Below are 24,488 nucleotides of genomic sequence, written 5' to 3'. Positions count from 1 at the left end.
TCAATAGGAATCACAGAGCACTTCCGCAGAATGGAGAAAGGCACAGACCATGAACGAGTCGAAGCGCACGAGGTCAGCACACGAAGCGACCGGCGCTGGGGACAACGGTGAGAACGCATTCGGCACCGAGGCGACGGCAGCGGCCGTCACCCGGCCCCGCCCCCGCAGGCGTCGACTCGCCTTGGCAGTGACCGGAGCGGCAGCGGCACTGGCACTCGGCCTCGGAACGGCCGCCGGTCTGCCCGCCGCAGCCATGCACGCCCGCACGGTCGCGGCCGGCTCCGCCCAATCGGCCATCCCGTTCAGCGGTCAGCCCACCGACCCCAGCCAGGGCGGCGGCAGCCAGACCGGCAATGGTCAGGGAGGCACACAGTCGCCGAACCTCGGGCAGGGCAACGGCGAACAGGGAGGCGGCAGCCAGGGCGGATATTCCGGCGGCACCATCCCGGGCGGCGGCTCGCAGTCCCCCGACACCGGACAGGGCAGCGACGGTTCGACACAGCAGGACGCCACCCCGGCGAGTGAGAAGGAGTCCACCGGCGTCGTCCTCATCGACACCCAGCTCGGCTATGAGAACGCCGAGGCGGCCGGCACCGGCATGGTGCTGAGCAAGGACGGTCTGGTGCTGACGAACAACCACGTCATCGCCGATTCCACGAAGATCGCCGTCACCGTGGCCACGACCGGCAAGACCTACGAGGCCAGCGTCGTCGGTTCGGACTCGACGAAGGACGTGGCCGTGCTCAAGCTCAAGGATGCCTCGAACCTGCAGACGGCCACGATCGACGATGACGACGTGCAGGTCGGCGACGACATCACCGCCGTCGGCAATTCCGAGGGCGGCGGACAGCTGCAGGCCGCCGACGGATCGGTCACCGACCTCGGCGCTTCGGTCACCACCACCGCGCAGGGCACCGAGGATTCGGAGACGCTCAACGACATGATCCAGGTCCAGGCCGACATCGTCTCCGGCGATTCGGGTGGGGCACTGCTCGATGACGAGGGCGAGGTCGTCGGCATGAACACAGCGGCCTCGTCCGGAACCGCCCAGGTCACCGGCTACGCCATCCCGATCGAGACCGCGCTGTCCACGGCCGAATCGATCGTCGCCGGCGAGCAGACGAGCACGAACACGCTCGGCTATCCGGCCTTCCTCGGCATCGGCGTCGGCCAGTCCGACCAGCAGAGCCAGTCAGGGCAGTCCGGTCAGTCTTCGCAGGGCGGCCAATATGGCCAAGGAGGTCAGCAGGGTCAATACGGCCAGGGCAGTTCGAGCGGCCAGTCCGGTGCCTCCTCGCAGACCGAGGGCGCGGTCGTCGCCGGGGTCTATGAGGACACCCCCGCCGCCGAGGCTGGGCTGAGCGCCGGTGACACGATCACGAAGATCGGGTCGACGCAGATCACCGACGGCACTGCGCTCTCCGAGGCCATCGCCGAGCACAAACCCGGCGACAAGGTTTCCCTGACCTGGACGGACGCCGACGGTCAGTCCCACACCGCCGAGGTGACCCTGACCGAGGGCCCCGCCGCCTGAGTTCAGCCTCCCGCGGCCCCGGCGCCGGCCCCTACAGCACGTCATAGTCGGCCCCTCCCCCGCCTCCTAGTCGGCCCCTACCGTGCCTCGGCTCATGTCAGCACCGTCTCGCCCTCGCCCGCATTCACCGCAGGCGGGGGCGAGACGCGTTCCGCTGATTCCCGTCGCGCACCTGCCCGGACGTAGGATCGGTCCATGCCCGGACACGACGAACCCTCAGCACCGAAGCGGAGAGCACTCCCGGAGGATTCGCCCCACAGCATCCCGCATGGACGGAACTCCGAAGGCTCCGACGCGAAACGATCCCGCCTCGATTGGCCGACGATCCTGCGCAACATCGCCCTGGCGCTGGCGCTGCTGGCCGCAGTGTGGGCGGTCTTCAACGTGCGTCTGCCCTCGATCGATGTGCTTCAGGACGATATCGCGGCCGCCGGCTTCTGGGGCTTCGCCGTCTTCATCCTCATCTACGCCGTCGTCGCCGCCACCCCCATCCCGGTGACGATCATGGCCACCGCCGGCGGTCTCATCTACGGTCTGCCCTTCGGCACGCTGTGGTCGATGATCGGAGTCGTCCTCGGCTGCTGGGGCGGGTACTGGATCGCCCGAGCCCTCGGTCGGGACACGGTGATGAAGCTGCTCGGATCGCATGCCGAATCCGTCGAGTCCCGGCTCACCGGCGGTGGATTCTATGCGGTGTGCGCCCTGCGCCTCATGCCCGGATTCCCCTATTGGCCGGTGAATTACGGCAGTGGGGCGCTCGGCATCGACAACCGCACTTTCCTCACCGCCACCGTCATCTCATCCCTGCCGGGTCAGCTCTCACTCGTCGCTGTCGGTGCGTTCATCGGCGACCCGACGATCTTCCACGGCGTCGCCGTCGGAATCTCGTGGGCGCTGGTCATCACTCTGACGATCATCACCGTGCGCCGTTGGAAGCGCACTCGCGACGCGGAGGCAGGCGAGACGTCAGAGGCGGACTGAGCCTCACTCGAAGTTCGGTTTCCGCCGCTCCTGGAAAGCACGGAATCCTTCGGCGTAGTCAGGTGTCTGGCGGGCCGATTCCTGCAGCGCGGCCTCCTCGGCGAGCACCTCGGCGAGGCTCGGACGGTCGTCGGCGAGCTTCTGCACGAAGCCCTTCTCCATCGCGAAGGCCTCGGCGGGCCCCGACACGATCTTCGCAAGCTTCGCTTCGACGAATTCGGCCAGCTCCGCAGCTGGGATCGCGCGGGAGACGATCCCGGTGGCGGCCGCCTCGGCGCCGGTCATGAAATCGCCGGTGACGATGAGGTCCATCGTCCGGTGATAGCCCACCCGGTCGAGGAACACGTGGTGGGCGCCGGAGTCGAGCATTGCGCCGATCGCGGCGAACGGGGAGCCGAACTTGGCGTCATCGGCGGCGAAGATGATGTCGGCGGCCGCGGCGATGCCGAAGCCCAGCCCAAGAGCGGCCCCCTGGACCTGCGCGATGACGGGGATCGGCAGGGCCCGGATCGCCTGGAAGACGGGGGCGAAGGTCTCGGCGAGGAACGCGTGGGCGTCGTCGGTCTCGACGTCGACGTTTGAGATATCGCGGCCGGAGCTGAAGACTGTGCCCTCACCGCGGATGAGGAGCACGCGGACGTTCGGGATCGCCTCGGCGATCTTGGCCACAGCTGCGGCGATGTCGCGGAGGTTGTCCGCGTCGAGGGCGTTGCGGGACTCCGGGCCGTCGAGGATGATCTCGGCGATCTGGCCGCGGTTCTTCAGCTGGATGTCGGTCATGGGTGCTCCTTTGCGTGTCCTGTCAGGGGAGTGATGTCATGGGCGCCGAGGAGGTCTTCCGGCGGCCTTCACCGCTGGCGCGGGGTGTCACCAAGTGTAGAAGCCCTGCCCGGACTTCCGCCCGAGTTCCCCTGCGGCGACCTTGTCGCGCAGTATCTGCGGGGGTGCGAAACGGGGTCCGAGTTCTTCGGCCAGGTGCTCGGCGATGCCCAAACGCACATCGAGTCCGACGATGTCCGTGGTCGTCAGCGGCCCGGCCGGGTGCCGGTAGCCCAGGGTCATGGCACGGTCGATGTCCTCGGCGCTGGCGACGCCGTCCTCGACCATCCGCATGGCCTCGAGCGCCAGGGCCACGCCGAGGCGGGAGGACGCGAATCCGGGCGAGTCCTTGACCGTGATCGCCGTCTTCCCGAGTCCTGCCACCCATCCCCTGGCAACCTCGACGAGGCGGGTGTCGGTGTGGGTGCCGACGACGACCTCGACGAGTTCGGAGACGGGGACCGGGTTGAAGAAGTGGAGCCCGATGAGAGCCTGCGGCCTCGGCAGGGCGGCGGCGAGTTCGTCGATCGACAGCGCCGAGGTGTTCGTGGCGATGCTCGCTGCCGGTGCGTGCTTCGCGATAGCGGCGAGGACCTCCTGCTTGAGTTCGACGATCTCGGGCACGGCTTCGACGACGAGGAGGGCCTCATCGAGCAAGGTGGGGTCGCGATCGACGACGACGGTGCCGGGCACGTCGATGCCCTTCGACTGCGACTTACTCGTGGAGGCATCGATGCGTTGCCGGGCCGCGGCCACGGTGTCCTCGGTGCTCTCGATGACGATGACGCGCGCACCGGCAGTGGCGAAGGCGTGCGCGATGCCTGCACCCATCCGTCCGCCGCCGTAGACGCCGACGACGTCGGGGACGCGGGAGACCGCCTCGGCGGGTGTGGCTGGAGTGTCGGTCTCGCTCATTCGGTGCTGCCTCTCTCGTCGGTGCGGGGTTCGCGCTGCTGATCCATCGCTTCGGTGGCCACAGCCTCGGCCTTCGCACGTTTCTTCGCTTCCCTCTTCGCGAGGAAGGCATCCATGCGGGCGTACTTCTCTTGCGATTCGAAGAGCACGGCCTGCGCCACGTTGTCGATGAGCGGGTGGGCCTCGCGGGGTGCGTGGAACGCGGATTTGCTCAACCGCACCGCCAAGGGCGCGAAGCTCGCGATCCGATCGGCCAGTGCCTGCCCAGCCAGTTCGAGGTCTTCAGGGTCGACGACGTCGTTGAGCAGCCCGATGGCCTTGGCCTCTTCGGCCTGCAGCGTCCGACCTGCCAGGAGGATCTCCTTGGCGCGGGGTTCACCGACGAGTTCGCGCAACCGCCACGCAGCACCGGCCGCGGCGAGGATGCCGAGTCCGGTCTCCGGGTTGCCGATCTTCGTCGTCGGGGTGCCGATGCGGAAGTCCGCGGCGAAGGCGAGTTCGGCCCCGCCGCCCAGCGCATATCCCTCGACGAGGGCGATGACCGGCATCGGCAGCTCCTGGATGCGGGTGAAGATCTTCGAATTGATGCCGGCGAGCGCGTCATCGCGGCGACGATCGCGCAGCTGGGAGATGTCAGCACCAGCGGCGAAGACCCCCGAGGTGCCGGTGATGATCGCGACCTTCGGCTCGGATTCGAGTTCGGCGCACACCGCGTGCAGCGCCTCGACCATCGACTGGTCGATCGCGTTGCGCACTTCGGGCCGGTTGAGCCGGATGATCGTCCGGTCGGGCAGCCGTTCGATGAGCAGCATTGAGCTATCGCCCGCGCTCATGCGCGCTCCAACAGCAGCGCGGATCCCTGGCCGACGCCGACGCACATGGTCGCCAGTCCCTTCTTCTCGCCGGCCTGTTCGAGGCGGTTGAGCAGGGTGAGGGTGATGCGGGTGCCCGAGCAGCCGAGCGGATGCCCGAGCGCGATGGCCCCGCCGAAGCCGTTGACAGTCTCCAGGTCGAGACCGAGATCGCCGATGCAGGCCAGCGACTGGGAGGCGAAGGCCTCGTTGAGTTCGACGGCGTCGAGTTCCGCGACCGACCAGCCGGTGCGCTCGAGCACCTTGCGGGTGGCAGGCACGGGTCCGATGCCCATGATGTCCGGGGAGACCCCGGCGTTGGCGCCGGCGACGACGCGGGCGCGAGGGCTGAGCCCATGCCGGTTCGCGTAGTCCTCGGACACGAGGATCGTCACAGCCGCCCCGTCATTGAGGGAGGAGGAGTTGCCGGCGGTGATGAGGCCGCCGGGCCCGTGGATCGGGCGCAGCTTCGCGAGCTTCTCCAGGGTCGAATCGCGCGGTCCTTCATCGGCGGTCACCTCACCGATGGGGAGGATCTCCGGGTCGAAGCTTCCGGCAGCCTGGGCGGCCAGTGCCTTCTGGTGCGAGTTGAACGCGAACTCATCGAGGGCTTCGCGGGTGAGCTTCCACTTCTCGGCGACGCGTTCGGCTGTCTGCGGCATCGACAGGGTCGTGTCCTCGTCGAAGGCCGGGTTGGTGAACCGCCACCCGATCGAGGTGTCCCAGGTCCTGCCCGGCTTCGACCACGCGCGGGAGGGCTTCTCACTCACCCACGGCGCACGAGTCATCGATTCGACTCCCCCGGCCACGACCACCTCGGCGTCTCCGGCGGCGATCATCGCCCGCGCGGTCGTGATCGCGGTCATCCCGGAGGCACACAGGCGGTTGACGGTGAACCCGGGCACCGATTCGGGCAGCCCTGCCAGGAGCACGGCCATGCGGGCGATGTTGCGGTTGTCCTCACCGGCCTGGTTCGCCGAGCCGAGGATGACCTCGTCGATGTCGGACGGGTCGATCCCGGACCGGTCCACGACGGTCTTCAGGGTCTGAGCCACAAGGTCGTCGGGCCGCTGATCAGCGAGCACTCCCCCGTACCTGCCGATGGGCGTGCGCAGTCCTTCAAGAATGAATGCCTCGGGCATGGGTCTCCTCAGTGATGTTGTGCAGTTCGACCGGTGCGGTTCGACGTCGATGGTTCCCACCCTAGCGAGTACGACGGGTCGCGGCGCGGCGCGGGTGCCCCACCTCGGCGGGGTGTTTCACGAGTCGAAGTCGACCGTGACCTCGTCGCTGACGGGGAACGTCTGGCAGGTGAGGACGAAGTTCGCCTCCACCTCGGCGTCTTCGAGGGCGTAGTTGCGGACCATGTTGACCTCGCCGCCGCAGATCTTCGCGCGGCAGGTTCCGCACACGCCGCCCTTGCAGGCGAACGGCAGATCCGACCGGGATTCCTGGGCGGAATCGAGGATCGTCTTGCCCTGCGACATCGCCGAGGTGGTCCTGCGCCCGTCGAGCACGACCGTGACGTCGCTGGTGGCGCCCTCGACGACCTTGTCCGCGTGGACGACTTCCGGCGGCGGTTCGTCGACGTAGAAGAGTTCGAAGTGAATGCGCTCCTTGGGCACGCCGAATTCGGCGAGGACTGTCCGGGCATCACCCAGCATCCCGAAGGGTCCGCACAGCCACACGTGGTCCATGCTGCCGATCGGGACGATGGCGGTCAGCAGTTCGCGCAGCTTGTCCTCGTCGAGGCGGCCGGAGAAGAGTTCGACCTCGCGCGGTTCGCGGGAGAGCACGTGGACGAGGTCGAGCTGCTGGTTGCGGGCGTCCTTGAGGTCGGCGAGCTCCTCGGCGAACATCACGGTGTTCGTCTTCCGGTTGCCGTAGAGCAGGGTGACAGAGGCGTCCGGGTTGCTCAATACGGTCGACGCGATCGAGAGCATCGGGGTGATGCCCGAGCCCGCGGCGATGCACAGGTGGCGTCCGCCCTGGTCGGGGTCGGCGCGGAAGCTGCCCGAGGGCGGCTGCACCTCGATGACGTCACCGGGGCGGACCTCGTTGACCAGCCACAGGGAGAACAGGCCTTCGGGGACTTCGCGCACACCGATGCGCGGATCGGCTCCGGCCGGAGCGCAGATCGAGTAGGTGCGGCGGTGCTCGGCGCCGTCGATGACGCGACGCAGGGTCAGCGACTGTCCGGCGGCGAAGTCGAAGAGTTCGGCATACTCAGTCGGCACGTCGAACGTCACTGCCGCCGAATCCTCGGTGAGGTGGTCGACGGACTTCACGGTCAGCGGGTAGAAGCGCGATCGGGAGGACGACTCCGAATTCGAGGAGACGGGCTGGGAGGTGGCCGCCTCGGCGGTCTGGTCGATCGTCTGGGTCATCAGATCTCCTTCACGTGGTCGAAGGGTTCGAGGCAGTCGAGGCACTGGTACATCGCCTTGCAGGCGGTGGGTCCGAATTCGGAGGACAGGCGCACATCGTCCGAGCCGCAGAGCACGCAGGTCACGGCGCGGCGGGTGGGCATGAGGGTCAGTGCCACGGGGCCGTCGCGGCGGGGCGCGGTTCCGGGTGGGGAGATGCCGGCGTCCTTGAGCGCCTTCTTCCCGCGTTCGGTGATCCAGTCGCTCGTCCAGGCCGGGGTCAGGGACACGCGCACCTCGGCGTCGGGGAATCCTGCGTCCTGCAGTTCGCGCTGCAGGTCATCGCGCATCGTCGCCATCGCCGGGCACCCCGAATAGGTGGGGGTGATGGTGGTGACGACGTGACCGTCTTCGACCTGCACGTCGCGGAGCACGCCGAGGTCGAGCAGCGTGAGCATCGGCATCTCCGGGTCGGTGACGCGTTCGGCGGCAGCCCAGGCGCGGTCGATCGAGTCGGCGGCGGATCCGGTCGTCGCGGTACCGCCGGCGGTCGTCCGCTGAGCTTCGGTCGCCCCGGCGAGGTCCGCCTCGGTGAAGGTGTGGGTACTGAGCATCGCGGTCACCACTGTCCCTCCGGGTGTTCGCGGGCGACGACCTGCATCTCGGCGAGCATCTTCGACAGCGCCTCGGTGTGCATCCCGTCGCGGCCCTTCTGGCCGTGCACGCCGACCCCGGCGAGCGAGCCGGCCTCGGGGCGGTCGAGGCCGGCGGCGGCGAACACCTGGTCGAGGATGACCGAGGCCTCGTCGGCCACCTCGGCGGGGTCGATGCCGATTCCGGCTTCGGCCACGGCGGCTTCGACAGGGTGGGTGTCGAAGAGTTCGGTCCACAGCGGCCACAGGCCATCGAGAGCCGTGACCAGGCGGGACCTGGATTCCTCGGTGCCGAGGGCCAGCGTGACGACCCAGCGGCCGGCGAAGTCGCGGTGGTAGGACATCTCCTTGACGCCCTTCGCAGCGATTGCGGCGAGCACGGAGTCGCGGCTGGTCGTCAGGCGTTCGAAGATCGACAGGCGCCAGGTGGAGTAGATGAGGATCTTCGCGACCGCCTCGGCGAAGTCGCCGTTGGGGACCTCGGCCAGGCGGACGTTGCGGAACGCGAGGTCGTTGCGGAAGAACGCGAGCCGGTCCTCGTCCGGTACCGGTGAGCTCTCGGGCAGCTCGGGCACGAGGGCCGGATCGGCGGCTGCGGCGCGGGCGAGCAGGAGCCTCGACTGTCCGAGGAGGTCGAGGGCGATGTTCGCCAACGCGATGTCCTCTTCGAGGTCCGGTGCGTTCGAGCACCATTCGGAGATCCGCTGGCTGAACACGAGCGCGTCATCGCCGAGCATGAGGCAGTACGCGCCGAGGTCGCTCGCCTCGACCCCCTCGGGCACGGTCGTGTCGACACCGGCCAGCGGGTCTTCGAAGTCGGTGCCGAAGGCCCAGTGGGCGTCGTTGACGAGCAGACCCGAGTAGGCGTTGTCGTGCTCGTCGTGCTCGACGTTGGTGCCCGCCTCGTCGTGTTCGACGTTGACGGTGGGATCGTTCGCTGCAGTCATTTCTCGCCCCTCCTCACATGTGGGGGACATCGGCGGGGATGTCGTAGAAGGTCGGGTGGCGGTAGACCTTGTCGCCGCTGGGGGCGAACATCGGGTCCTTCTCGTCCGGGCTCGAGGCCGTGATGTCGGCGGCGCGGACGACCCAGATGCTCACGCCTTCGTTGCGTCGGGTGTAGACGTCGCGGGCATGATGAAGGGCCATCTGATCATCTGCGGCGTGCAGGGATCCGACGTGGACATGGTTGAGTCCGCGCTTGCCGCGCACGAAGACCTCGTACAGCGGCCATTCGCCGCGGGTCGCGTTCGCCGAGGCGGCACTCGCGTTCATCTCTGTTCCGTTCGCCGAGGTGGGGCCCGGGTTGCTCTCGGTCATTTCGCTGCCTCCTCGGCGGGGGTGGAATCGTTCGCGTTCGATGCGGTGGGGGCGGTGTCGTCGGTGGGGGCGGCCGCCTCGGCGGTCTGGTTCTCAGCGAAGGCGAGCGCGGCTTCGCGCACCCACGCGCCTTCGTCCCATGCGCGCTTGCGGTGGGCGACGCGCTGCTTGTTGCAGGGTCCGTTGCCCTTGACGACGTCCCAGAACTCGTCCCAGTTCGGAGTCGAGAAGTCGTAGTGGCCGCGTTCTTCGTTCCACTTGAGGTTCTCGTCGGGGAAGGTCACACCGAGCGCCTCGGCCTGCGGGACGGACATGTCGACGAACTTCTGGCGCAGCTCGTCATTCGTGTGGGTCTTGATGCCCCAGGCCATCGACTGCTCGGTGTTCGGGGAGTTGTCGTCGGGTGGTCCGAACATCATCAGCGACGGCCACCAGAAGCGGTTGACCGATTCCTGGACCATCTCGCGCTGAGCCTCGGTGCCGCGCATCATCGTCATGAGCAGTTCGTAGCCCTGCCGCTGGTGGAAGGACTCCTCCTTGCAGATGCGGATCATCGCGCGACCGTAGGGGCCGAACGAGGTCCGGCACAGCGGCACCTGGTTGCAGATCGCGGCACCGTCGACGAGCCAGCCGATCGTGCCCACATCCGTATAGGACAGGGTCGGGTAGTTGAAGATCGAGGAGTACTTCTGCTTGCCGGCGACGAGCTTCTCGGTGAGTTCATTGCGGGTGGCACCGAGCGTCTCGGTCGCAGAGTAGAGGTAGAGGCCGTGGCCGGCTTCGTCCTGGACCTTGGCCAGCAGGATCGCTTTGCGCCGCAGCGACGGAGCGCGGGAGATCCAGTTGCCTTCGGGCTGCATGCCGATGATCTCCGAGTGCGCGTGCTGCGCGACCTGCCTGATGAGAGTCTTGCGGTAGGCCTCGGGCATCCAGTCCCGGGGTTCGATTCGATCCTTCGCCTCGATCGTCGCGTCGAACTGCTCCTGCAGCTGCGCTTCGTCAAAGCGGCTGTCGTTCATCTGAGTTGTCATGACCACTCCACCCTTGGATGTGCCCTTGTCAGGACCTGGCACGGTCAGCGGCTGCCGACTCCGTGTGCGGGTCGAACCATCGTCGACGCTTCGTCCCGCGGCATCCATTTACTGACCATTTGTTCTGTATTGTTGCCACCAGTGTCGCACACCCCCGCCCCGGGTGCAATGCCGCGGCTGGAAAGCGACGTGTTTGGTCGATCCACCGCGGTCTGAGCGGTCCAGAACGCGGCGGATCGACCAAAGAATCGCGACTCGGCACACCCACCCCGAGACCCAATGCCGCGCGAACACCACACTCCCCCACCGCTTTCTCGCCGACACAACGGTGGAACACCGAGACCACTGTGCACGCCCGTGGTCTCGGCGCTGCACCGTGGTCTCGGCGCCCCGGACCACACCACCTCACTCCGACCCGACGATGCGTGCGCGCGATGATGCTCGCTTGACGATGCGTGCGGGATTGCCGGAGCCAGGCTCGCCGGAACTTGACAGAGACGTCGATCACAACGATATTTATTGACCAGATGGTCGTTTAATCAGGTGAACCGACGCTTTGCGGCGTCCATCACGCTCAGTGACTCGAGGAGGAGCCGCCCTATGGAACACACCGGCCAAGAGAATGCGACGCCTGCGGGCGAGGAGCCCACCGGCGCGGCCGCGATGTTCGCCAATGACCGCGCCTCCCAGCATCTGGGCATCACCGTCGATGACCACGGCCCTGGTTGGGCGCAGTGCTCGATGACCGTCACCGAGATCATGACCAACGGCCACGACATCACCCACGGCGGCTACATCTTCCTCTTCGCCGACACGACCTTCGCCATGGCCTGCAACTACCCGGGCTCGATCACAGTCGCCTCGGGCGGAGACATCGACTTCCTCAAGCCCACCCACCTCGGCGACGAACTCGTCGCCCGCGGGCACGAGGTCATCAGGCAGGGGCGCTCGGGCATCTACGACGTCACCGTCAACCGCGGCGATGAGATCATCGCGACCTACCGCGGCCGCTCCCGCACCCTGCCGGCCCCAAAGCCGGCCTCTAAGGCTCCAAAGTCGGCGTCGAAGGCGAAGCCGACACCATCCACCAACGCCGAGGTGCAGGCCGCCCCGGGCGTGCCCGATCCCACAACGCCGCCCACCCCCTGATTCCAACCGAGGGGGCACCGCACCCGGTGATCCCTCGGTTTCGACGCCCCACCTCGGCGCCCACAGTTTTGCACCACAACAGAATTGCGCAAGGAGACGACAATGACTGACACCGACCTCGATGCCGGCGAACGGATGAGCCTGGACGAGCTGCGCGCGGACCAGCTGAAGAACCTCAAGACCACGGTGACCTCCGTGTACGAGAAGGTGCCCTTCTATCGGAAGGCCTTCGACGAACTCGGCGTCACCCCGGCCGACATCACGAGTCTTGATGACATCGCGAAGCTGCCGTTCACGAACAAACAGGATCTGCGCGACAACTATCCATTCGGGCTCTTCGCGGTCCCGCAGGAACAGGTCGCGCGCATCCACGCCTCCTCCGGTACGACCGGTCTGCCGACCGTCGTCGGCTATACGACGGGGGACCTCGATCGGTGGGGCAGCCTCATCGCGCGGTCCATCCTCGGTGCCGGCGGCAAGCGCGGGCAGATGATGCACAACGCGTACGGGTACGGCCTGTTCACCGGCGGACTCGGCGTCCACGGCGCCGAACGTCACGGCTTCACCGTTGTACCGATCTCCGGCGGTCAGACCCCGCGCCAGGTGCAGCTGATCCAGGACTTCAAGCCCGATATCATCACGGCGACCCCGACGTACCTGCTCACGATCCTCGACGAGTTCCACAAGCAGGGCATCGACCCCACGACCACGAGCCTGAAAACCGCGATCTGCGGTGCCGAGCCGTGGACGGATGAGATGCGCAAGGAGATCGAGCAGTCCTTCAACATCAACGCCGTTGACATCTACGGCCTCTCCGAGGTCATGGGGCCCGGCGTGGCCTGCGAATCCGCGGTGACGAAGGACGGCCCGACGATCTGGGAGGACCACTTCTACCCCGAGATCGTCGACCCGTTCACCGGTGAGGTGCTGCCCGACGGCGAGGAGGGCGAACTCGTCTTCACCTCGCTGACCAAGGAAGCGCTGCCGATCATCCGCTACCGCACGCACGATCTGGCGACGCTGCTGCCGGGCACCGCACGCCCGAACTTCCGCCGCATCTCGCGCATCACCGGCCGCTCCGATGACCTCATGATCATCCGCGGTGTCAACGTCTACCCCGCGAACGTCGAGACCGTGCTCTTCGAGTTCGCACCCCTGAGCCCGCACTTCCAGCTCGTCCTCACCCGCCCGGGTCGGATGGATGAGATGACCGTCGAGGTCGAGGCCCGCGAAGGCGTCGGCGCCGTTGAGATCGAGGGCCTCGACAAGCTCGTGGCCGCCCGGATCAAGGAGCGCCTCGGCGTCTCCTGCACCATCGACATCAAGCTGCCCGGTGACCTGCCGCGCTCGGTCGGCAAGATGAAGCGCATCATCGACCGCCGCGAAGGCGTGCGCTGAGGTCGGTCGGAATGATCGCCGAGGTTGAGCGTCGGGACGCTGCCGTGACCCGCGTCACGGCGCTCGCCGAGGTGGCCGATTAGACTGATGCGCATGCCCGAATCGTCCACCCCCGAGCCGACCCCACCAGCATCGACTCCGCCGACAGCGGCGAATCCGTCGACGGTCGGTGGTGCATCGCCTGCGGCCGGTGCGTCGCCCTCCCCCGCCGAGGCGGCCGCCCCCAAGCGCTCCCGACGCGGGCGTCCCGGCTACGACCGGGAGACGCTCATCAACAAGGCGACCGAGGTGTTCGTCGCGCGCGGCTACGACGGCACCTCGATGGACACTGTCGCCCGCGAACTGGGCATCACGAAGTCCGCGATCTACCACCATGTGAAGTCGAAGGAGGAGCTGCTGCGGTTGGCGATCAACCGCGGCATCGACGCCCTCGACTCGGCGGTCGAGATCGAGAGTCAGCGTTCGGGGATGGGTGCGCTCGAGCGCCTGCGCCTGGCCGTGCACGCCAGCGTCGTCATCCTCATCGAGTACCACCATTCGGTGACCCTACTGCTGCGGGTGCGCGGGAACTCGGCCGTCGAGCGGGAGGCCATTGAGGCCCGGCGCCGCATCGACGCGAAGATCCGCGCCCTCGTCGAGGCGGCCATCGCCGAGGGCGGCCTGCGCGCGGACTTCACCCCGGGCCTGGTCACCCGCCTGCTCTTCGGCATGGTCAACTCGATCACCGAGTGGTACCGCCCGAGCTATCCCGTCGCCCCCGGCGTCATCGCCGAGGCGGTCACCACGATGGCCTTCCACGGGCTCGAGGCAGATGCCGGGGCATCACCGGCGCAGTGACCATCCCGAATCGCCCCACAGGCCGTAGTCTGTCAGGGTGAAATCGCGCATCCTGTGGATCGCCGTCCTCGCCTCGTTCGTGGCATTCCTCGACGGCACGATCGTCAACGTCGCCCTGCCCGCGATCGACCGCGAACTCGGCGGCGGTCTGCTCACCCAGCAGTGGGTGGTCGACGGCTACTTCATCACGCTCAGTGCCATCATGCTCGTCGCCGGTTCGATCAGCGACGCCTTTGGGCGCAGCCGGGTGATGACGATCGGACTCATCGGATTCGGCGTCGCCTCGGTGATCATCACCCTCACACCCGATCCGCTCATCCTCATCGTCGCCCGCATGCTGCAGGGAGCTGCCGGCGCCTTCCTCGTCCCCAGTTCGCTGGCGCTCATCAGTGCCCACTACTCCGGGGTCGCACGCACCAGGGCCATCGGCACCTGGACGGGCCTGACCACCGGGGCCATGGTCGTCGGTCCGCTCATCGGCGGCGTGCTCGTCGACTTCGCGAGCTGGCGTTTCGCCTTCCTCATCAACGTCATCCCGATCGCCCTGACGCTCATCCTGCTGCGTCGAGTGCCGGATCCGCCGCACAGTCCGGACGCCCGCATCGACGTCGCGGGAGCACTCCTGTCGATCCTCGGGCTCGGCGGACTGGTCTTCGCCCTCATCGAAGAACCTCGGCTGGGATGGGGCGACCCGATCATTCTCGTCACCCTCCTCGGCGGGGCCGTCCTCTTCCTCCTCTTCCTGCTGCGCCAGCGGAGAGTGAGCGATCCGATCCTCCCACTCGACCTGTTCCGGGAACGGAACTTCTGGGTCGGCAACATCACCACCACGCTCATGTACGGAGCCCTCTCACTCAACGGCTTCGTCGTCGCCATCTACCTGCAGCAGGAGGCGGGGCTCACGGCGACGGCCGCCGGACTGGCCAGCCTGCCGACGACGATCATGATGATCCTCTTCAGCACCGCCAGCGGACGACTGGCCGGGCGCAGGGGGCCGCGCGCGTTCATGGCCCTGGGCCCGATCCTCATGGGTCTCGGATCGCTCATGCTCCTGCTTGTCAGCGAGGACTTCGACTACTGGTGGCAGGTGCTGCCGGCGATGATCGTCTTCGGTCTCGGGCTGGCCGCAACCGTATCACCGCTGACGTCGACCGTCCTCGGCGCGGTCCCCGAAGAACGCAGCGGAATCGCCAGCGCCGTGAACAATGCGATCTCCCGCGTCGCCGGCCTCATCACCGTCGCCCTGGTCGGCCTCATCGTCGGCGGAACGATCGACCTCGACGGCTTCCACCGCGCAGCCGTCGTCGTCGCGATCTTCCTCATCGTCGGCGGGTTGGTCTCGCTGGCGGGCATCCGCAATCCTGTACTCAGCGCGGACGACGATCGACGAGGCTGACGCCGCACGGCTATCCTGCTGACCTCGCCGGTCACGGCAAAGATCCGGAACCGCATTCCCAACTGCAACCGAACTCACCCGAGGCCGAACCCGAGCGCCGACATCCCGGCGACCGCGATCCAGTTCAGCGTCTCGTCCATCTCGGTCAGAAACTCTTCGCGCGGGGGCTGATAACCGCTGATGACCCAGTCGACGACGAGCTGGAGCCCCGCACCGACGAGCACATCACCGAGGATGCGCACCCGTTCCCCGGTCAGCTCCGGGCCGGAGACCGACGCGGCCAGTCGGTCGACGAGCTCGTCACCGATCGAGCGCGCGTGCCGACGATAGAGCTCGTCGACACGTGGACTCACCCCGAGGACTTCGAAGAGGTGGACCTTCGCCTCGACCGGATGACTCTGCGCCCAGGCGAGGAAGGCCGAGATGAAGCCTCGCAGCACCTCGGGCGCGGTCTCGCCGTCGGCGGCGAGCACTGCGGCCCGAAGATCGGCGACCACGCGTTCGTAGACCGCGCAGAGCAGGTCCTCCAGCGTGCTGAATGATTCGTAGAAGTAGCGCTTGTTCAGTCCGGCCGCCTGGCAGATGCCTCCGACTGTGGCGGCCCGGTAGCCCTCCGTGCCGAACAGCGAGGTCCCGGCGGCGATGACCTGCTCACGGCGGGCTCTTTGGCGCTGTTCGCGACTGGCACCGGCATAGGGACGTCCGACTTCACTCACACTGTGATCTTGACAACATCCACACTCGATTGCAAACTGGCACGACCTAGTACCAGAAAGGTCGAGTATGACTTCTACTCCCGCAGGGGATGCCGCGCTCAATGCGGCACGGCGCACACAGGACCTCGCCGACGCAGCCACGGACGAGTCCGTCGACATCGCCGTCATCGGCGGCGGGTTCACCGGCGTCGGCGTGGCACTCGACGCGGCGAGCCGTGGGCTGAACACCGTGCTCATCGAACGCGATGACCTCGCCTCGGGCACGAGCAGCTGGAGTTCGAAGCTCGCCCATGGCGGGCTGCGCTACCTCGCGAAGCTCGACTTCCCCATCGCGTGGGGGTCCGCACTCGAACGCGGTCGGCTGATGACCCAGATCGCCCCGCATCTCATCCGCCCCGTCCAGATGCTCTTCCCCCTGCACGCCGGCCGCAGTCGCTGGGACGCCGTGACGACCGGGGTCGGCTTCGTCGCCGGTGATGTGCTGAGGATGCTGGCACGCACCCCGAAGTCGGTCCTCCCGCACCCCCGACGCATCTCCGCGAAGGCCGTCGCCCGCTTGGCTCCCGCCACCACTACGAACAAGCTGCGCGGCGGCCTGCTCAGTTGGGACGGGCAGCTCATCGACGATGCGCGGCTGGTGCTCACGATCGCTCGCACGGCGGCCGCCGCCGGTGCCCGCATCATCACCTACGCCACCGCCACCGAGGTCGAACCGGGCCGGGTCCACATCACCGACCGGCTCAGCGGTCAGAAGCACACGATCCGCGCGAAGCAGATCATCAACGCCGCCGGGGTATGGGCCGACGCCCTTTCCGACGACGTCGAACTCGCCCCGAGCAAGGGTTCCCATCTGCTCGTCCGCGCCGAGCGCCTCGGCAACCCGACGGCCGCCGTGACCGCACCGGTGCCCGGTCACTTCGGCCGCTTCGTCCTCGCTGTGCCCTGGCACGACGACCTCGTGATGATCGGACTCACCGACGATCCGCACTACGGACCCATCCCTGAGCGGGCCCGCCCCGACGACGATGAGACCACGTTCCTGCTCGACACCGTCAACGCAGTACTGGAGGACCCGCTGACCCCCGAGGATGTCGTCGGCAGCTACGCCGGCTTCCGGCCGCTGCTCAGAAGCAAGGGCGAGTCCAGTGCCGACCTCTCCCGCAAGCATGCGCTGCTCCGGGATCCTCGCACCGATGCCCTCACCATCGTCGGAGGCAAGCTCACCGGTTACCGGCGCATGGCCGAAGACGCGGTCGATGCCGCCGTCGAGGCGCGCGGGCTCACGGCCGGCCCGTGCCGCACCGCCTCCCTCGGCCTGACCGGCATCGGCACCCCGGCACCCGGCACTCCCGAGCGCCTCGTCGCCCGTTACGGGACCGACGCCGAGGTGGTCGCCGCCTATGCCGCCGACGATCCCGCACTCGGACGGCAGGCAGCGGAGGGGATCCCCTTCACCGGCGCCGAGGTGCGCTTCGCCGTGGAGCACGAACTCGCCGTCACCGTGGACGATGTCATCGACCGGCGGACCCGTTGGGGTCTCGTCGATGCCGACCGGGACGATTTCGCCGCGGCGGTGCGCGCTCTCGCGCCTGAACTCACCGACACTCTCAAGGAAGAAGGATGACCAGCATGGACACCACACAACCACGGATGCGCTGGTGGGGCTGGGGTGAGGACGGCCACGACGGCCCGGTCAAACCTGGCGCGAAGAAGATGCTCACGAAGGTGTGCGGCTGGCCGAAGGGCGTCCACCGCCCACCCGCCGACCTCGAGAACATCGACCTTCCGGAGTCCACCCTCCCGGCGGGCGCCCGGACCCGCTTCGAGGCCGTGCTGGGTGACGAGTACATCCGCGATGATCATGCCACTCGCGTCTCCCACGCGGCCGGGCGCAGTGTCCCCGACCTCATCCGCCTGCGCACCGGCAAGTTGCCGTTCGCGCCCGACGCGGTGCTCTACCCCGCTTCGGACACCGAGGTCGACGAGCTGCTGAGGATCTGCTCCGATGAGCGCATCGCCGTCGTCCCGTTCGGCGGTGGCACGAGCGTCGTCGGCGGCATCGAGGCCTTCCGGCCGGACTTCCACAGCTGCGTGTGCATCAGTCTCGCCCGCCTCGGCGAGGTCATCGACATCGACGAGGAGTCCCTGACTGCGACCGTCCAAGCCGGGGTCTTCGGCCCCGCGCTCGAGGAGAAGCTGCAGGCCGAAGGGTTCACCCTCGGCCACTTTCCTCAGTCCTTCGAATTCAGCACGGTCGGCGGTTGGGTCGCCACCCGCTCTGCCGGTCAGCAGTCCACCGGGTACGGCCGCATCGACGCGAACGTGCTCGGTCTGCGCGCCTCGACGCCGAGCGGACCGATCGAACTGCGCTCGACCCCGGCCTCGGCGGCCGGACCGAACCCGCGGCAGGTCCTCGTCGGCTCTGAGGGAACGCTGGGCATCATCACGCAGGCCACCCTGAGCATCACACGCCTCCCCGAGGCCACCCTGCCCGATGCCTGGTTCTTCCCGGATTTCCATTCGGGCGCGACCGCGCTGCGGGAGATGGAGCAGAACGGACTGCGCCCCGACATCGCACGGCTCTCCGACATCAACGAAACGGCGTTCGGTCTCGCACAGCTCGGCAGCGACCTCCAGCGCAAGGGGCTGCAGGCGTATCTCAAGGCGCGCGGCGTCACGACGCCGTGCCTGATGGTGCTCCGCTTCGACGGTCTCAAGGCCGAGGCACGATCACGCCGAGCCGAAGGACGCACGATCGCGAAGCGACACAAGGGCGTCACCATCGGTGGTGCGCCTGAGACTCAGTGGGAGAAGCACCGCTTCTCGACTCCCTATCTGCGCGATCAGCTGCTGACCGAGGGGGTCGTCGTCGACACGATGGAGACGGCCGCCCCGTGGAGCTCGATCGAGGACCTCCATGCAGAGATCGGATCGCGGATCGAGGCGACAATGGCCGCCCGCGGCACTCCGGCCTTCGTGCTCTGCCACGTCTCTCACCTCTACTCCTCGGGCTGCTCGCTCTACTACACGGTCTTCGCCCGGCAGGAGATCGGCACGGAGCTCGCGCAGTGGAAGGCGTTGAAGACGGCGGCGAGCGAGGCCATCGTCGCAGGTGGCGGGACGATCACCCACCATCACGGCACCGGTGCCGACCATGCCCCCTGGCTGCCCGAAGAGACCGGCGAGCTGTGGCTGAAGATGCTGCGCGCAGCCAAGGCCGAGGTGGACCCGGCAGGCGTCATGAATCCGGGCAAGCTCATGAACGGACCGAGGGCACTGTGAGTCCGGCGACCGAACGAGCGACCATCCCTGTCATCCTCAATCCGTCCGCCCGCAACGGCGCAGTCCGGAAGCGGATCGCCCCGCTGACGAGGGTGCTGGCCGCAGACGGCTTCACCGCCGAACTCGTCGAGAGCACGAGCGAGGAACACGCGACGCAGCTCGCCGCAGGATTCGCCGAGCAGGGGGCGCCGATCGTCCTCTCCCTCGGCGGGGACGGCATGGTCCGGTCCATCGCGGCCGGCCTCGTCGGCACGGACACGGCGCTGGGTATCGTCCCGGGCGGTCGCGGCAACGACTTCATCGGAAAGCTCGGCATCCCGAAGAATGTTTCGGCCGCCGCCGGTCTCATCGCCGGCGGACGCAATCGCACCATCGACGTCCTCGACCTCGACGGTCGGGTCTGCGTCGGCAACGTCAGTCTCGGCCTCGACTCACAGGTCCAGGTCTTCGCCGATTCGGTCAAGCGGATCCGCGGCCACTGGGTCTACCTGTACGGACTGGTCCGTGCGATCATCCGCGCCCGCCGCATCGAGTTGGCGCTCACCGTCGACGGCGAACGCATCGACTTCCGCGGGTTCTCCGCCGGATTCGCGAACTCCGGGCGGTACGGAGGCGGCCTGAAGCTGTCGCCTGCGGCCGAGATCGACGACGGCCTCATCGACGTGGTGCTCTTCACCGACGCCGCCATCCCACTCCTGGCCGTAGAACTCGTGGCCTACATGGTCGGAGCCGGACGTCGTCTCCACCCGCACATCCGCTTCACCCGGGCCCGCGAGATCCACATCGCCGCCGCGGAACCGATGGAGATCGTCGCCGACGGCGATGCGGTGGCACAGACACCGGCGACCGTGCGGATCCGCCCGGCAGCGCTCACCGTCCGCGTGCCTGACCAAGCAAAATAGTCGATTCAGTCGATGTACTTGAGACCTGCCTGCTCCAGGGCCGGTCGCATTCCGTAGAGATCCACACCTAGTACTCCAGCGGCAAACTGTTCGCGCTTGGCACTCTCGTTTTCTTCCCGTTTTCGCGCGGCCGCTAAGACGGATCGGAGCCTTGCTCGAGGTACAACGACGATCCCGTCATTGTCAGCCACGATCGCGTCTCCAGGGTGGACAAGCGCATTCGCACATACAATCGGCACATTGACTGAGCCCAGTGTGGCTTTCACCGTGCCCTTGGCACTGATGGCACGCGCGAACACCGGGAATTGCATCTTCTCGAGGTCATCAGTATCGCGGCACCCACCGTCGATGACCAGCCCAGTTGCCCCGCGTGACTTCATAGAAGTAGCGAGCAGATCCCCGAAGAAGCCGTCAGTTGATTCGGTGGTGCAACCCGCCACCACAACGTCGCCTTCATGAATCTGTTCGGCAGCAACGTGAAGCATCCAATTGTCGCCGGGCTGGAGCAGAACCGTCACGGCCGGGCCGCACAGAGCAGCACCGGAATAGATCGGCCGCAGATATGGACGCATCAGACCGACGCGGCCCATTGCCTCATGGATGGTGGCGACTCCGAACTGCCTGAGTTCGGCGATATCCTCTGCTGGAGGACGTTCTATCGACGTATGAACGATCCCTAGGTCATACATGGTTTTCATTCCTCTGCTCTTGTGCTTCGTGCGTTCGTTGCATGCGGCGGTGGGGCCTTGTGCAGAATCGCTGTCGCTTTTGCGTGGGCCGCCCGTGTCAGCAGCCTTGCGCCACAAGACGTCGGTCCAAACGGGGGTATACCCGTCTGGTGTTATCGCTGAAGATTGCTTTTCGCTGCTCGTCACTGATTTCAGCGGCCTCGATATACGCAATGGTGTCGTCGAAGTATCGGTCGGTATTCGGGTCGATTCCACGCACGGCGCCAATCATCTCCGACGCGAAAAGGACGTTCTTCGCAGGAATCACCGACAGCAATTCGTCGATTCCGGGCTGGTGATATACACAAGTGTCGAAAGAGACATTGCCAAGCAGATGTTCGTCCAACGTCGGTTTGCCCATAGCCTGGGCGAGACCGCGGAACCGCCCCCAATGGTAGGGCGCGGCCCCACCTCCATGTGGGATCACGAACTGCAGTTCGGGATATCGAGTGAACAAATCACCTTCGATCAGCTGCATGACTGCGGTCGTATCTGCATTGAGGTAGTGGGCACCCGTGGTGTGAAACGCCGGATTCGCCGAAGTAGAGACATGGATCATCGCAGGAAGGTCGTGTTCGATCATGGCCTCGTAGATCGGGAACCACCGCTCGTCAGTCAACGGCGGTGACGACCAATAGCCCCCGGAGGGGTCCGGGTTGAGATTGATCGCCACAATATCGTGTTCGGAGACTGTCCGGCGGATCTCATCGACGCAGGTCACCGGATCGACTCCGGGAGATTGCGGCAACATAGCTGCCGGAGCAAACCGCTCGGGATACAGCTCGGCGACCCTGGCACACAGGTCGTTGCAGATCCGGGCCCATGCCGATGAAACAGTGAAGTCACCAATATGGTGGGCCATGAAGGAAGCACGCGGAGAGAATACGGTGAGATCGATTCCTCGCTCGTCCATCAACCGCAGCTGGTTCGTCTCCAGTGATTCGCGGATCTCATCATCGCTGATCGTCGGCCCCTTGGCCGTCCAGGATGAGCCGCTCTCGAATGCGGCGATCTGTCCCTTTCGCCATTCGCCGAGCTGCCCGGGCGCAGTGGTGTAATGCCCGTGACAATCGATGATCATGGTTGTGCCTTTCTTTCCTCTTCAGTTCGGACATCTGCCAGGTTGCGAAGGTGGAATTCTCCGGACATCAGCAGTCGCGCCGTCCGTGTGATTCCCGCTGATGTCACCTCTCCATCAGGGTCGACTTCTAACGTGATGTCGATCCCGCCGCTTGGGTGCTCGATGGTTAGGGTGCGCAATCGTCCGCCCTCGGGTGTCGACTCTTCTGGAGCGGCAACGTCTGCGGCGATCGTCCCACTTAGCCGAACGGCGGTTGCTACGGTCAAAGCAGCGAGGACTCCGATGGACTCATGCACTCGGAGCGGAATGAAGCTGCGGGTGCTTATCGCCGCTTCGCCGGCTGGTGCCGCGACTAAGGTCATTTTGGGGTAGCTGTCTTCGGTAACGTCGCCGAGCCCCATAAGCTCTCCTGCCTTCAACCGGATTTCTTCTAGTACGGTTTTGAGTTCGTCATCCTGCTCCAGCTCGGCGACGGTCTCGTACCCCGTTCGTGCAAGATCCGATGCACGGAGCAGGACCAAAGGCTGTCCGTTGTCGATAAGCGTCGCCTCTACGGTCTGCCCGGACTCGAGAGCGATCTCGTCGATCATGCGTCCGGTCGGAATGAGGGTTGCCGCGACAGATCCCGCAGTGTCGACGAAGCGGATATCAATTCCAGATCCGGTCCCGGGGACTCCATCGATACCCACGTCGCCGTCATAGGCGACATAGCGCGCTCCGCCCAGTACAGATTCGGGTGTGTGAACCGTGATTCTGGAAAGCAACCCGGTATTCACCGACCTCACGACTGCGCTCGTCCAATCACTGTGGGCGGCGAGCATGCCCGTTTCGATGGCGAACGGCACAACCGCTGAGAGCATATTTCCGCAGTTCGCTGTGGTCCGCACCGACGCGGAATCAGGATGCAGCTGCGCGAAGGTGAAGTCCAAATCGATCCCTGTCTCCTCGGAAGCTGAGACGATACCGGCCTTGCTGGTCAACGGGTGTCCCCCACCCACACCGTCGACCTGAAGCGGATGCGGACTGCCCATAATGTCGGCCAGAACTCGGTCACGGTCAGAGCGATCGGTCGGAAGATCTTCGGCACGGAAGAACGGCCCGCGCGAGGACCCGCCACGCATGATCATCCCCGGAACACACGAGCGTTGGGATTCTCCGCTCATGCGGGAACCTCTGCATTATCCGTGTCGACGCCTGCCAGCCTCTGGCTCCGTGTTGAACGTCCCAATACAGCTAGGACCAGAGCTCCGAAGAACCATGTAGCGGCAATGAAAACGAAGACTGAGGAGTACCCATGCGAGGTATAGATCGCGGCAATGATCAGTGGTCCGGCTGCATTCGACAGTCGCCCGATACCGTATGTCAGACCAGTACCGAGGGATCGAGTTCGCGTATCGAAGAGTTCGGGAGAATAGGCGTAGGCCAAGCTGGTGTACGCTCGCTCGAACATGTTCACAAGGAATCCGAAGACGACGATGAAGACGGGGGAAAACGTCAAACCATAGAGCAGACCACAAGCGCCGATGACGCCTCCGGCGATGACAAGCAGCCAGCGACGTTCAAACCTGTCGGTGAGCAGAGCCGCCAGCAGCGACCCCAAGGGAGCTCCGACGGTAGTCAGAGCCACATAGAAGATCGACTTCTCGATGGCAAAGCCTTGGTCGGCCAAGAGAGTCGGTGCCCAGCTGGAGTAGCCGAAGAAGCCGACTGTCTGTGTGATCCACAGCAGACTGAGCACGATGAGGGGGATAGTGTATTTGCGCTGGAAGAGCGTTCGGAACGGAGTGTTGTGAGATTTTTTCAATTCGGCAACTACCGACGCGGCAGGAGGGATGACGGCCCCGGTAGCTTCGATCCGGTGTTCGAGCTCAGTGAGTACCGCTGCCGCTTGCGTGATCCTTCCCTTGCTCTCCAGCCAAGCCGGTGACTCTACGAGCGACCTGAACCCGATGAATACGATGCCGCCGAGTGCGCCCCACACATATACGAGCCTCCAACTGTCATCACTGAGGGGGACGATAAAGCTTGCAATGAAAGTTGTTACTGGCGTCCCGCAGATGCCGATCACCATCGCATATGCCAGATAACGACCGCGGACCTTGGCTGGGAAAAGCTCATTCACATAGATGACCGCGATGACGGTCATAGCCGACAGACCGGCTGATGTGAGGAAGCGGAGCACCCCCATAGACAGGCCATCCCAGGCGATGACGGTGAGCAGAGAGAAGAACGAGAACCATCCCGTCGTCAGCAGCAGCCCCGTCTTACGCCCCCATTTGTCACCGATCCAACCCCCGATCAGTGAGCCTATGAACATTCCTACGAACGAGATCGACGTTATGTAGGCGACGGAATTTACGCTCAGTCCCCAGACTCGCCGGATCTCAGGAGCGGTTGCCGCAAAAGTGTTGATGTCGGCGAATTCGAAGAAGTAGGCGACCGCGATGAGGACGATGATCCTGAAGTGGATCTTGGTCATTGGCAATCGGTTGATTCTATTCACCGGATTGCTTGTCGAAACGTGGGCGT

General features: G+C 66.0%; 23 protein-coding genes. 9 read left to right on the top strand and 14 right to left on the bottom strand.

Annotated elements, in window-relative coordinates:
- The first annotated feature begins 49 nt into the window (after nt 1–49).
- Nucleotides 50–1,534, top strand: a complete 1,485-nt coding sequence (locus J9314_RS00970) for a S1C family serine protease (RefSeq protein ID WP_210604060.1) — start codon at nt 50–52, stop codon at nt 1,532–1,534.
- A gap of 195 nt (nt 1,535–1,729) precedes the next feature.
- Nucleotides 1,730–2,515 (top strand): TVP38/TMEM64 family protein, encoded by a 786-nt coding sequence (locus J9314_RS00965; RefSeq protein ID WP_210604059.1) that lies wholly within the window; start codon nt 1,730–1,732, stop codon nt 2,513–2,515.
- 3 nt (nt 2,516–2,518) lie between these two features.
- On the opposite strand, the gene J9314_RS00960 is transcribed toward J9314_RS00965, so the two are convergent.
- The 9 genes from J9314_RS00960 to paaA all read right to left on the bottom strand — a co-directional run bounded on the left by J9314_RS00960 (nt 2,519) and on the right by paaA (nt 10,470).
- Nucleotides 2,519–3,295 (bottom strand): enoyl-CoA hydratase/isomerase family protein, encoded by a 777-nt coding sequence (locus tag J9314_RS00960; protein WP_210604058.1) that lies wholly within the window; start codon nt 3,293–3,295, stop codon nt 2,519–2,521.
- An 87-nt stretch (nt 3,296–3,382) separates the two neighbouring features.
- The gene (locus tag J9314_RS00955; RefSeq protein WP_210604057.1) at nt 3,383–4,249 is read right to left on the bottom strand and encodes a 3-hydroxyacyl-CoA dehydrogenase family protein; all 867 of its coding nucleotides are present in this window, start codon (nt 4,247–4,249) and stop codon (nt 3,383–3,385) included.
- Complete coding sequence (locus tag J9314_RS00950) at nt 4,246–5,082, bottom strand: enoyl-CoA hydratase/isomerase family protein (protein WP_210604056.1); 837 nt, start codon at nt 5,080–5,082, stop codon at nt 4,246–4,248. Before J9314_RS00950 ends, J9314_RS00955 begins: the two co-directional genes overlap by 4 nt.
- Nucleotides 5,079–6,242, bottom strand: a complete 1,164-nt coding sequence (locus J9314_RS00945; protein ID WP_210604055.1) for a thiolase family protein — start codon at nt 6,240–6,242, stop codon at nt 5,079–5,081. The genes J9314_RS00950 and J9314_RS00945 overlap by 4 nt, the downstream gene beginning before the upstream one ends.
- Before the next feature lie 117 nt (nt 6,243–6,359).
- Nucleotides 6,360–7,487: a 1,2-phenylacetyl-CoA epoxidase subunit PaaE gene (gene paaE / locus J9314_RS00940; RefSeq protein WP_210604054.1), complete on the bottom strand. Its 1,128-nt coding sequence runs from the start codon at nt 7,485–7,487 to the stop codon at nt 6,360–6,362.
- On the bottom strand, nt 7,487–8,080 hold the full coding sequence (gene paaD, locus J9314_RS00935; protein ID WP_210604053.1) for a 1,2-phenylacetyl-CoA epoxidase subunit PaaD: 594 nt from the start codon (nt 8,078–8,080) through the stop codon (nt 7,487–7,489). Before paaD ends, paaE begins: the two co-directional genes overlap by 1 nt.
- A gap of 5 nt (nt 8,081–8,085) precedes the next feature.
- Nucleotides 8,086–9,066, bottom strand: a complete 981-nt coding sequence (paaC, locus tag J9314_RS00930) for a 1,2-phenylacetyl-CoA epoxidase subunit PaaC (protein ID WP_210604052.1) — start codon at nt 9,064–9,066, stop codon at nt 8,086–8,088.
- A gap of 13 nt (nt 9,067–9,079) precedes the next feature.
- Nucleotides 9,080–9,394, bottom strand: coding sequence for a 1,2-phenylacetyl-CoA epoxidase subunit PaaB (paaB, locus tag J9314_RS00925; protein WP_210605470.1), 315 nt, complete (start codon nt 9,392–9,394; stop codon nt 9,080–9,082).
- A gap of 41 nt (nt 9,395–9,435) precedes the next feature.
- Nucleotides 9,436–10,470, bottom strand: a complete 1,035-nt coding sequence (gene paaA, locus J9314_RS00920) for a 1,2-phenylacetyl-CoA epoxidase subunit PaaA (protein ID WP_210604051.1) — start codon at nt 10,468–10,470, stop codon at nt 9,436–9,438.
- Between the two features lie 600 nt (nt 10,471–11,070).
- Between paaA and paaI the strand changes: the two genes are divergently transcribed.
- The 4 genes from paaI to J9314_RS00900 all read left to right on the top strand — a co-directional run bounded on the left by paaI (nt 11,071) and on the right by J9314_RS00900 (nt 15,250).
- Nucleotides 11,071–11,619, top strand: a complete 549-nt coding sequence (paaI, locus tag J9314_RS00915) for a hydroxyphenylacetyl-CoA thioesterase PaaI (RefSeq protein WP_210604050.1) — start codon at nt 11,071–11,073, stop codon at nt 11,617–11,619.
- A 102-nt stretch (nt 11,620–11,721) separates the two neighbouring features.
- The gene (gene paaK, locus J9314_RS00910; RefSeq protein ID WP_210604049.1) at nt 11,722–13,017 is read left to right on the top strand and encodes a phenylacetate--CoA ligase PaaK; all 1,296 of its coding nucleotides are present in this window, start codon (nt 11,722–11,724) and stop codon (nt 13,015–13,017) included.
- A gap of 93 nt (nt 13,018–13,110) precedes the next feature.
- Nucleotides 13,111–13,854 (top strand): TetR/AcrR family transcriptional regulator, encoded by a 744-nt coding sequence (locus J9314_RS00905; RefSeq protein WP_210604048.1) that lies wholly within the window; start codon nt 13,111–13,113, stop codon nt 13,852–13,854.
- Nucleotides 13,855–13,891: 37 nt separating this feature from the next.
- On the top strand, nt 13,892–15,250 hold the full coding sequence (locus tag J9314_RS00900; RefSeq protein ID WP_210604047.1) for an MFS transporter: 1,359 nt from the start codon (nt 13,892–13,894) through the stop codon (nt 15,248–15,250).
- 74 nt (nt 15,251–15,324) lie between these two features.
- Here J9314_RS00900 and J9314_RS00895 read toward each other — a convergent pair whose 3' ends face one another.
- The gene (locus tag J9314_RS00895; RefSeq protein ID WP_210604046.1) at nt 15,325–15,966 is read right to left on the bottom strand and encodes a TetR/AcrR family transcriptional regulator; all 642 of its coding nucleotides are present in this window, start codon (nt 15,964–15,966) and stop codon (nt 15,325–15,327) included.
- 67 nt (nt 15,967–16,033) lie between these two features.
- On the opposite strand from J9314_RS00895, the gene J9314_RS00890 reads away from it, so the two are divergent.
- The 3 genes from J9314_RS00890 to J9314_RS00880 are packed head-to-tail and all read left to right on the top strand — an operon-like array spanning nt 16,034 to nt 20,150.
- Nucleotides 16,034–17,590 (top strand): glycerol-3-phosphate dehydrogenase/oxidase, encoded by a 1,557-nt coding sequence (locus J9314_RS00890; protein ID WP_210604045.1) that lies wholly within the window; start codon nt 16,034–16,036, stop codon nt 17,588–17,590.
- A 5-nt stretch (nt 17,591–17,595) separates the two neighbouring features.
- A complete protein-coding gene (locus J9314_RS00885; protein ID WP_210604044.1) occupies nt 17,596–19,248 on the top strand; it encodes an FAD-binding oxidoreductase in 1,653 nt (550 codons plus the stop codon).
- Nucleotides 19,245–20,150 (top strand): diacylglycerol/lipid kinase family protein, encoded by a 906-nt coding sequence (locus J9314_RS00880; RefSeq protein ID WP_210604043.1) that lies wholly within the window; start codon nt 19,245–19,247, stop codon nt 20,148–20,150. The genes J9314_RS00885 and J9314_RS00880 overlap by 4 nt, the downstream gene beginning before the upstream one ends.
- A gap of 5 nt (nt 20,151–20,155) precedes the next feature.
- Here the strand turns inward: J9314_RS00880 and ligK are convergent, their stop codons facing one another.
- From ligK to J9314_RS00860, 4 genes are all read right to left on the bottom strand, one after another.
- Complete coding sequence (gene ligK / locus J9314_RS00875) at nt 20,156–20,839, bottom strand: 4-carboxy-4-hydroxy-2-oxoadipate aldolase/oxaloacetate decarboxylase (RefSeq protein WP_425514191.1); 684 nt, start codon at nt 20,837–20,839, stop codon at nt 20,156–20,158.
- Nucleotides 20,840–20,936: 97 nt separating this feature from the next.
- A complete protein-coding gene (locus J9314_RS00870; RefSeq protein WP_210604041.1) occupies nt 20,937–21,959 on the bottom strand; it encodes an amidohydrolase family protein in 1,023 nt (340 codons plus the stop codon).
- Nucleotides 21,956–23,122 (bottom strand): PrpF domain-containing protein, encoded by a 1,167-nt coding sequence (locus tag J9314_RS00865; protein WP_246490543.1) that lies wholly within the window; start codon nt 23,120–23,122, stop codon nt 21,956–21,958. The genes J9314_RS00870 and J9314_RS00865 overlap by 4 nt, the downstream gene beginning before the upstream one ends.
- Complete coding sequence (locus J9314_RS00860; RefSeq protein WP_246490542.1) at nt 23,119–24,438, bottom strand: MFS transporter; 1,320 nt, start codon at nt 24,436–24,438, stop codon at nt 23,119–23,121. Before J9314_RS00860 ends, J9314_RS00865 begins: the two co-directional genes overlap by 4 nt.
- Nucleotides 24,439–24,488: the final 50 nt, after the last annotated feature.

The organism is Brevibacterium oceani, from assembly GCF_017948325.1.
Lineage (GTDB): Bacteria > Actinomycetota > Actinomycetes > Actinomycetales > Brevibacteriaceae > Brevibacterium > Brevibacterium oceani.
This window is presented reverse-complemented; position numbering and strand designations above follow the sequence as displayed.

Excerpts from the sequence above, each read along its gene's own strand:
- J9314_RS00870 (WP_210604041.1), bottom strand. The coding sequence starts at position 21,959 with ATGATCATCGATTGTCACGGGCATTACACCACTGCGCCCGGGCAGCTC.
- J9314_RS00960 (WP_210604058.1), bottom strand. The coding sequence starts at position 3,295 with ATGACCGACATCCAGCTGAAGAACCGCGGCCAGATCGCCGAGATCATC.
- J9314_RS00955 (WP_210604057.1), bottom strand. The coding sequence starts at position 4,249 with ATGAGCGAGACCGACACTCCAGCCACACCCGCCGAGGCGGTCTCCCGC.
- paaB (WP_210605470.1), bottom strand. The coding sequence starts at position 9,394 with ATGAACGCGAGTGCCGCCTCGGCGAACGCGACCCGCGGCGAATGGCCG.
- ligK (WP_425514191.1), bottom strand. The coding sequence starts at position 20,839 with ATGTATGACCTAGGGATCGTTCATACGTCGATAGAACGTCCTCCAGCA.
- paaA (WP_210604051.1), bottom strand. The coding sequence starts at position 10,470 with ATGACAACTCAGATGAACGACAGCCGCTTTGACGAAGCGCAGCTGCAG.
- J9314_RS00890 (WP_210604045.1), top strand. The coding sequence starts at position 16,034 with ATGACTTCTACTCCCGCAGGGGATGCCGCGCTCAATGCGGCACGGCGC.
- J9314_RS00950 (WP_210604056.1), bottom strand. The coding sequence starts at position 5,082 with ATGAGCGCGGGCGATAGCTCAATGCTGCTCATCGAACGGCTGCCCGAC.
- paaC (WP_210604052.1), bottom strand. The coding sequence starts at position 9,066 with ATGACTGCAGCGAACGATCCCACCGTCAACGTCGAACACGACGAGGCG.
- J9314_RS00945 (WP_210604055.1), bottom strand. The coding sequence starts at position 6,242 with ATGCCCGAGGCATTCATTCTTGAAGGACTGCGCACGCCCATCGGCAGG.
- J9314_RS00965 (WP_210604059.1), top strand. The coding sequence starts at position 1,730 with ATGCCCGGACACGACGAACCCTCAGCACCGAAGCGGAGAGCACTCCCG.
- J9314_RS00860 (WP_246490542.1), bottom strand. The coding sequence starts at position 24,438 with ATGACCAAGATCCACTTCAGGATCATCGTCCTCATCGCGGTCGCCTAC.
- paaI (WP_210604050.1), top strand. The coding sequence starts at position 11,071 with ATGGAACACACCGGCCAAGAGAATGCGACGCCTGCGGGCGAGGAGCCC.
- J9314_RS00885 (WP_210604044.1), top strand. The coding sequence starts at position 17,596 with ATGGACACCACACAACCACGGATGCGCTGGTGGGGCTGGGGTGAGGAC.
- J9314_RS00865 (WP_246490543.1), bottom strand. The coding sequence starts at position 23,122 with ATGAGCGGAGAATCCCAACGCTCGTGTGTTCCGGGGATGATCATGCGT.
- paaK (WP_210604049.1), top strand. The coding sequence starts at position 11,722 with ATGACTGACACCGACCTCGATGCCGGCGAACGGATGAGCCTGGACGAG.
- J9314_RS00970 (WP_210604060.1), top strand. The coding sequence starts at position 50 with ATGAACGAGTCGAAGCGCACGAGGTCAGCACACGAAGCGACCGGCGCT.
- J9314_RS00905 (WP_210604048.1), top strand. The coding sequence starts at position 13,111 with ATGCCCGAATCGTCCACCCCCGAGCCGACCCCACCAGCATCGACTCCG.
- paaE (WP_210604054.1), bottom strand. The coding sequence starts at position 7,487 with ATGACCCAGACGATCGACCAGACCGCCGAGGCGGCCACCTCCCAGCCC.
- paaD (WP_210604053.1), bottom strand. The coding sequence starts at position 8,080 with ATGCTCAGTACCCACACCTTCACCGAGGCGGACCTCGCCGGGGCGACC.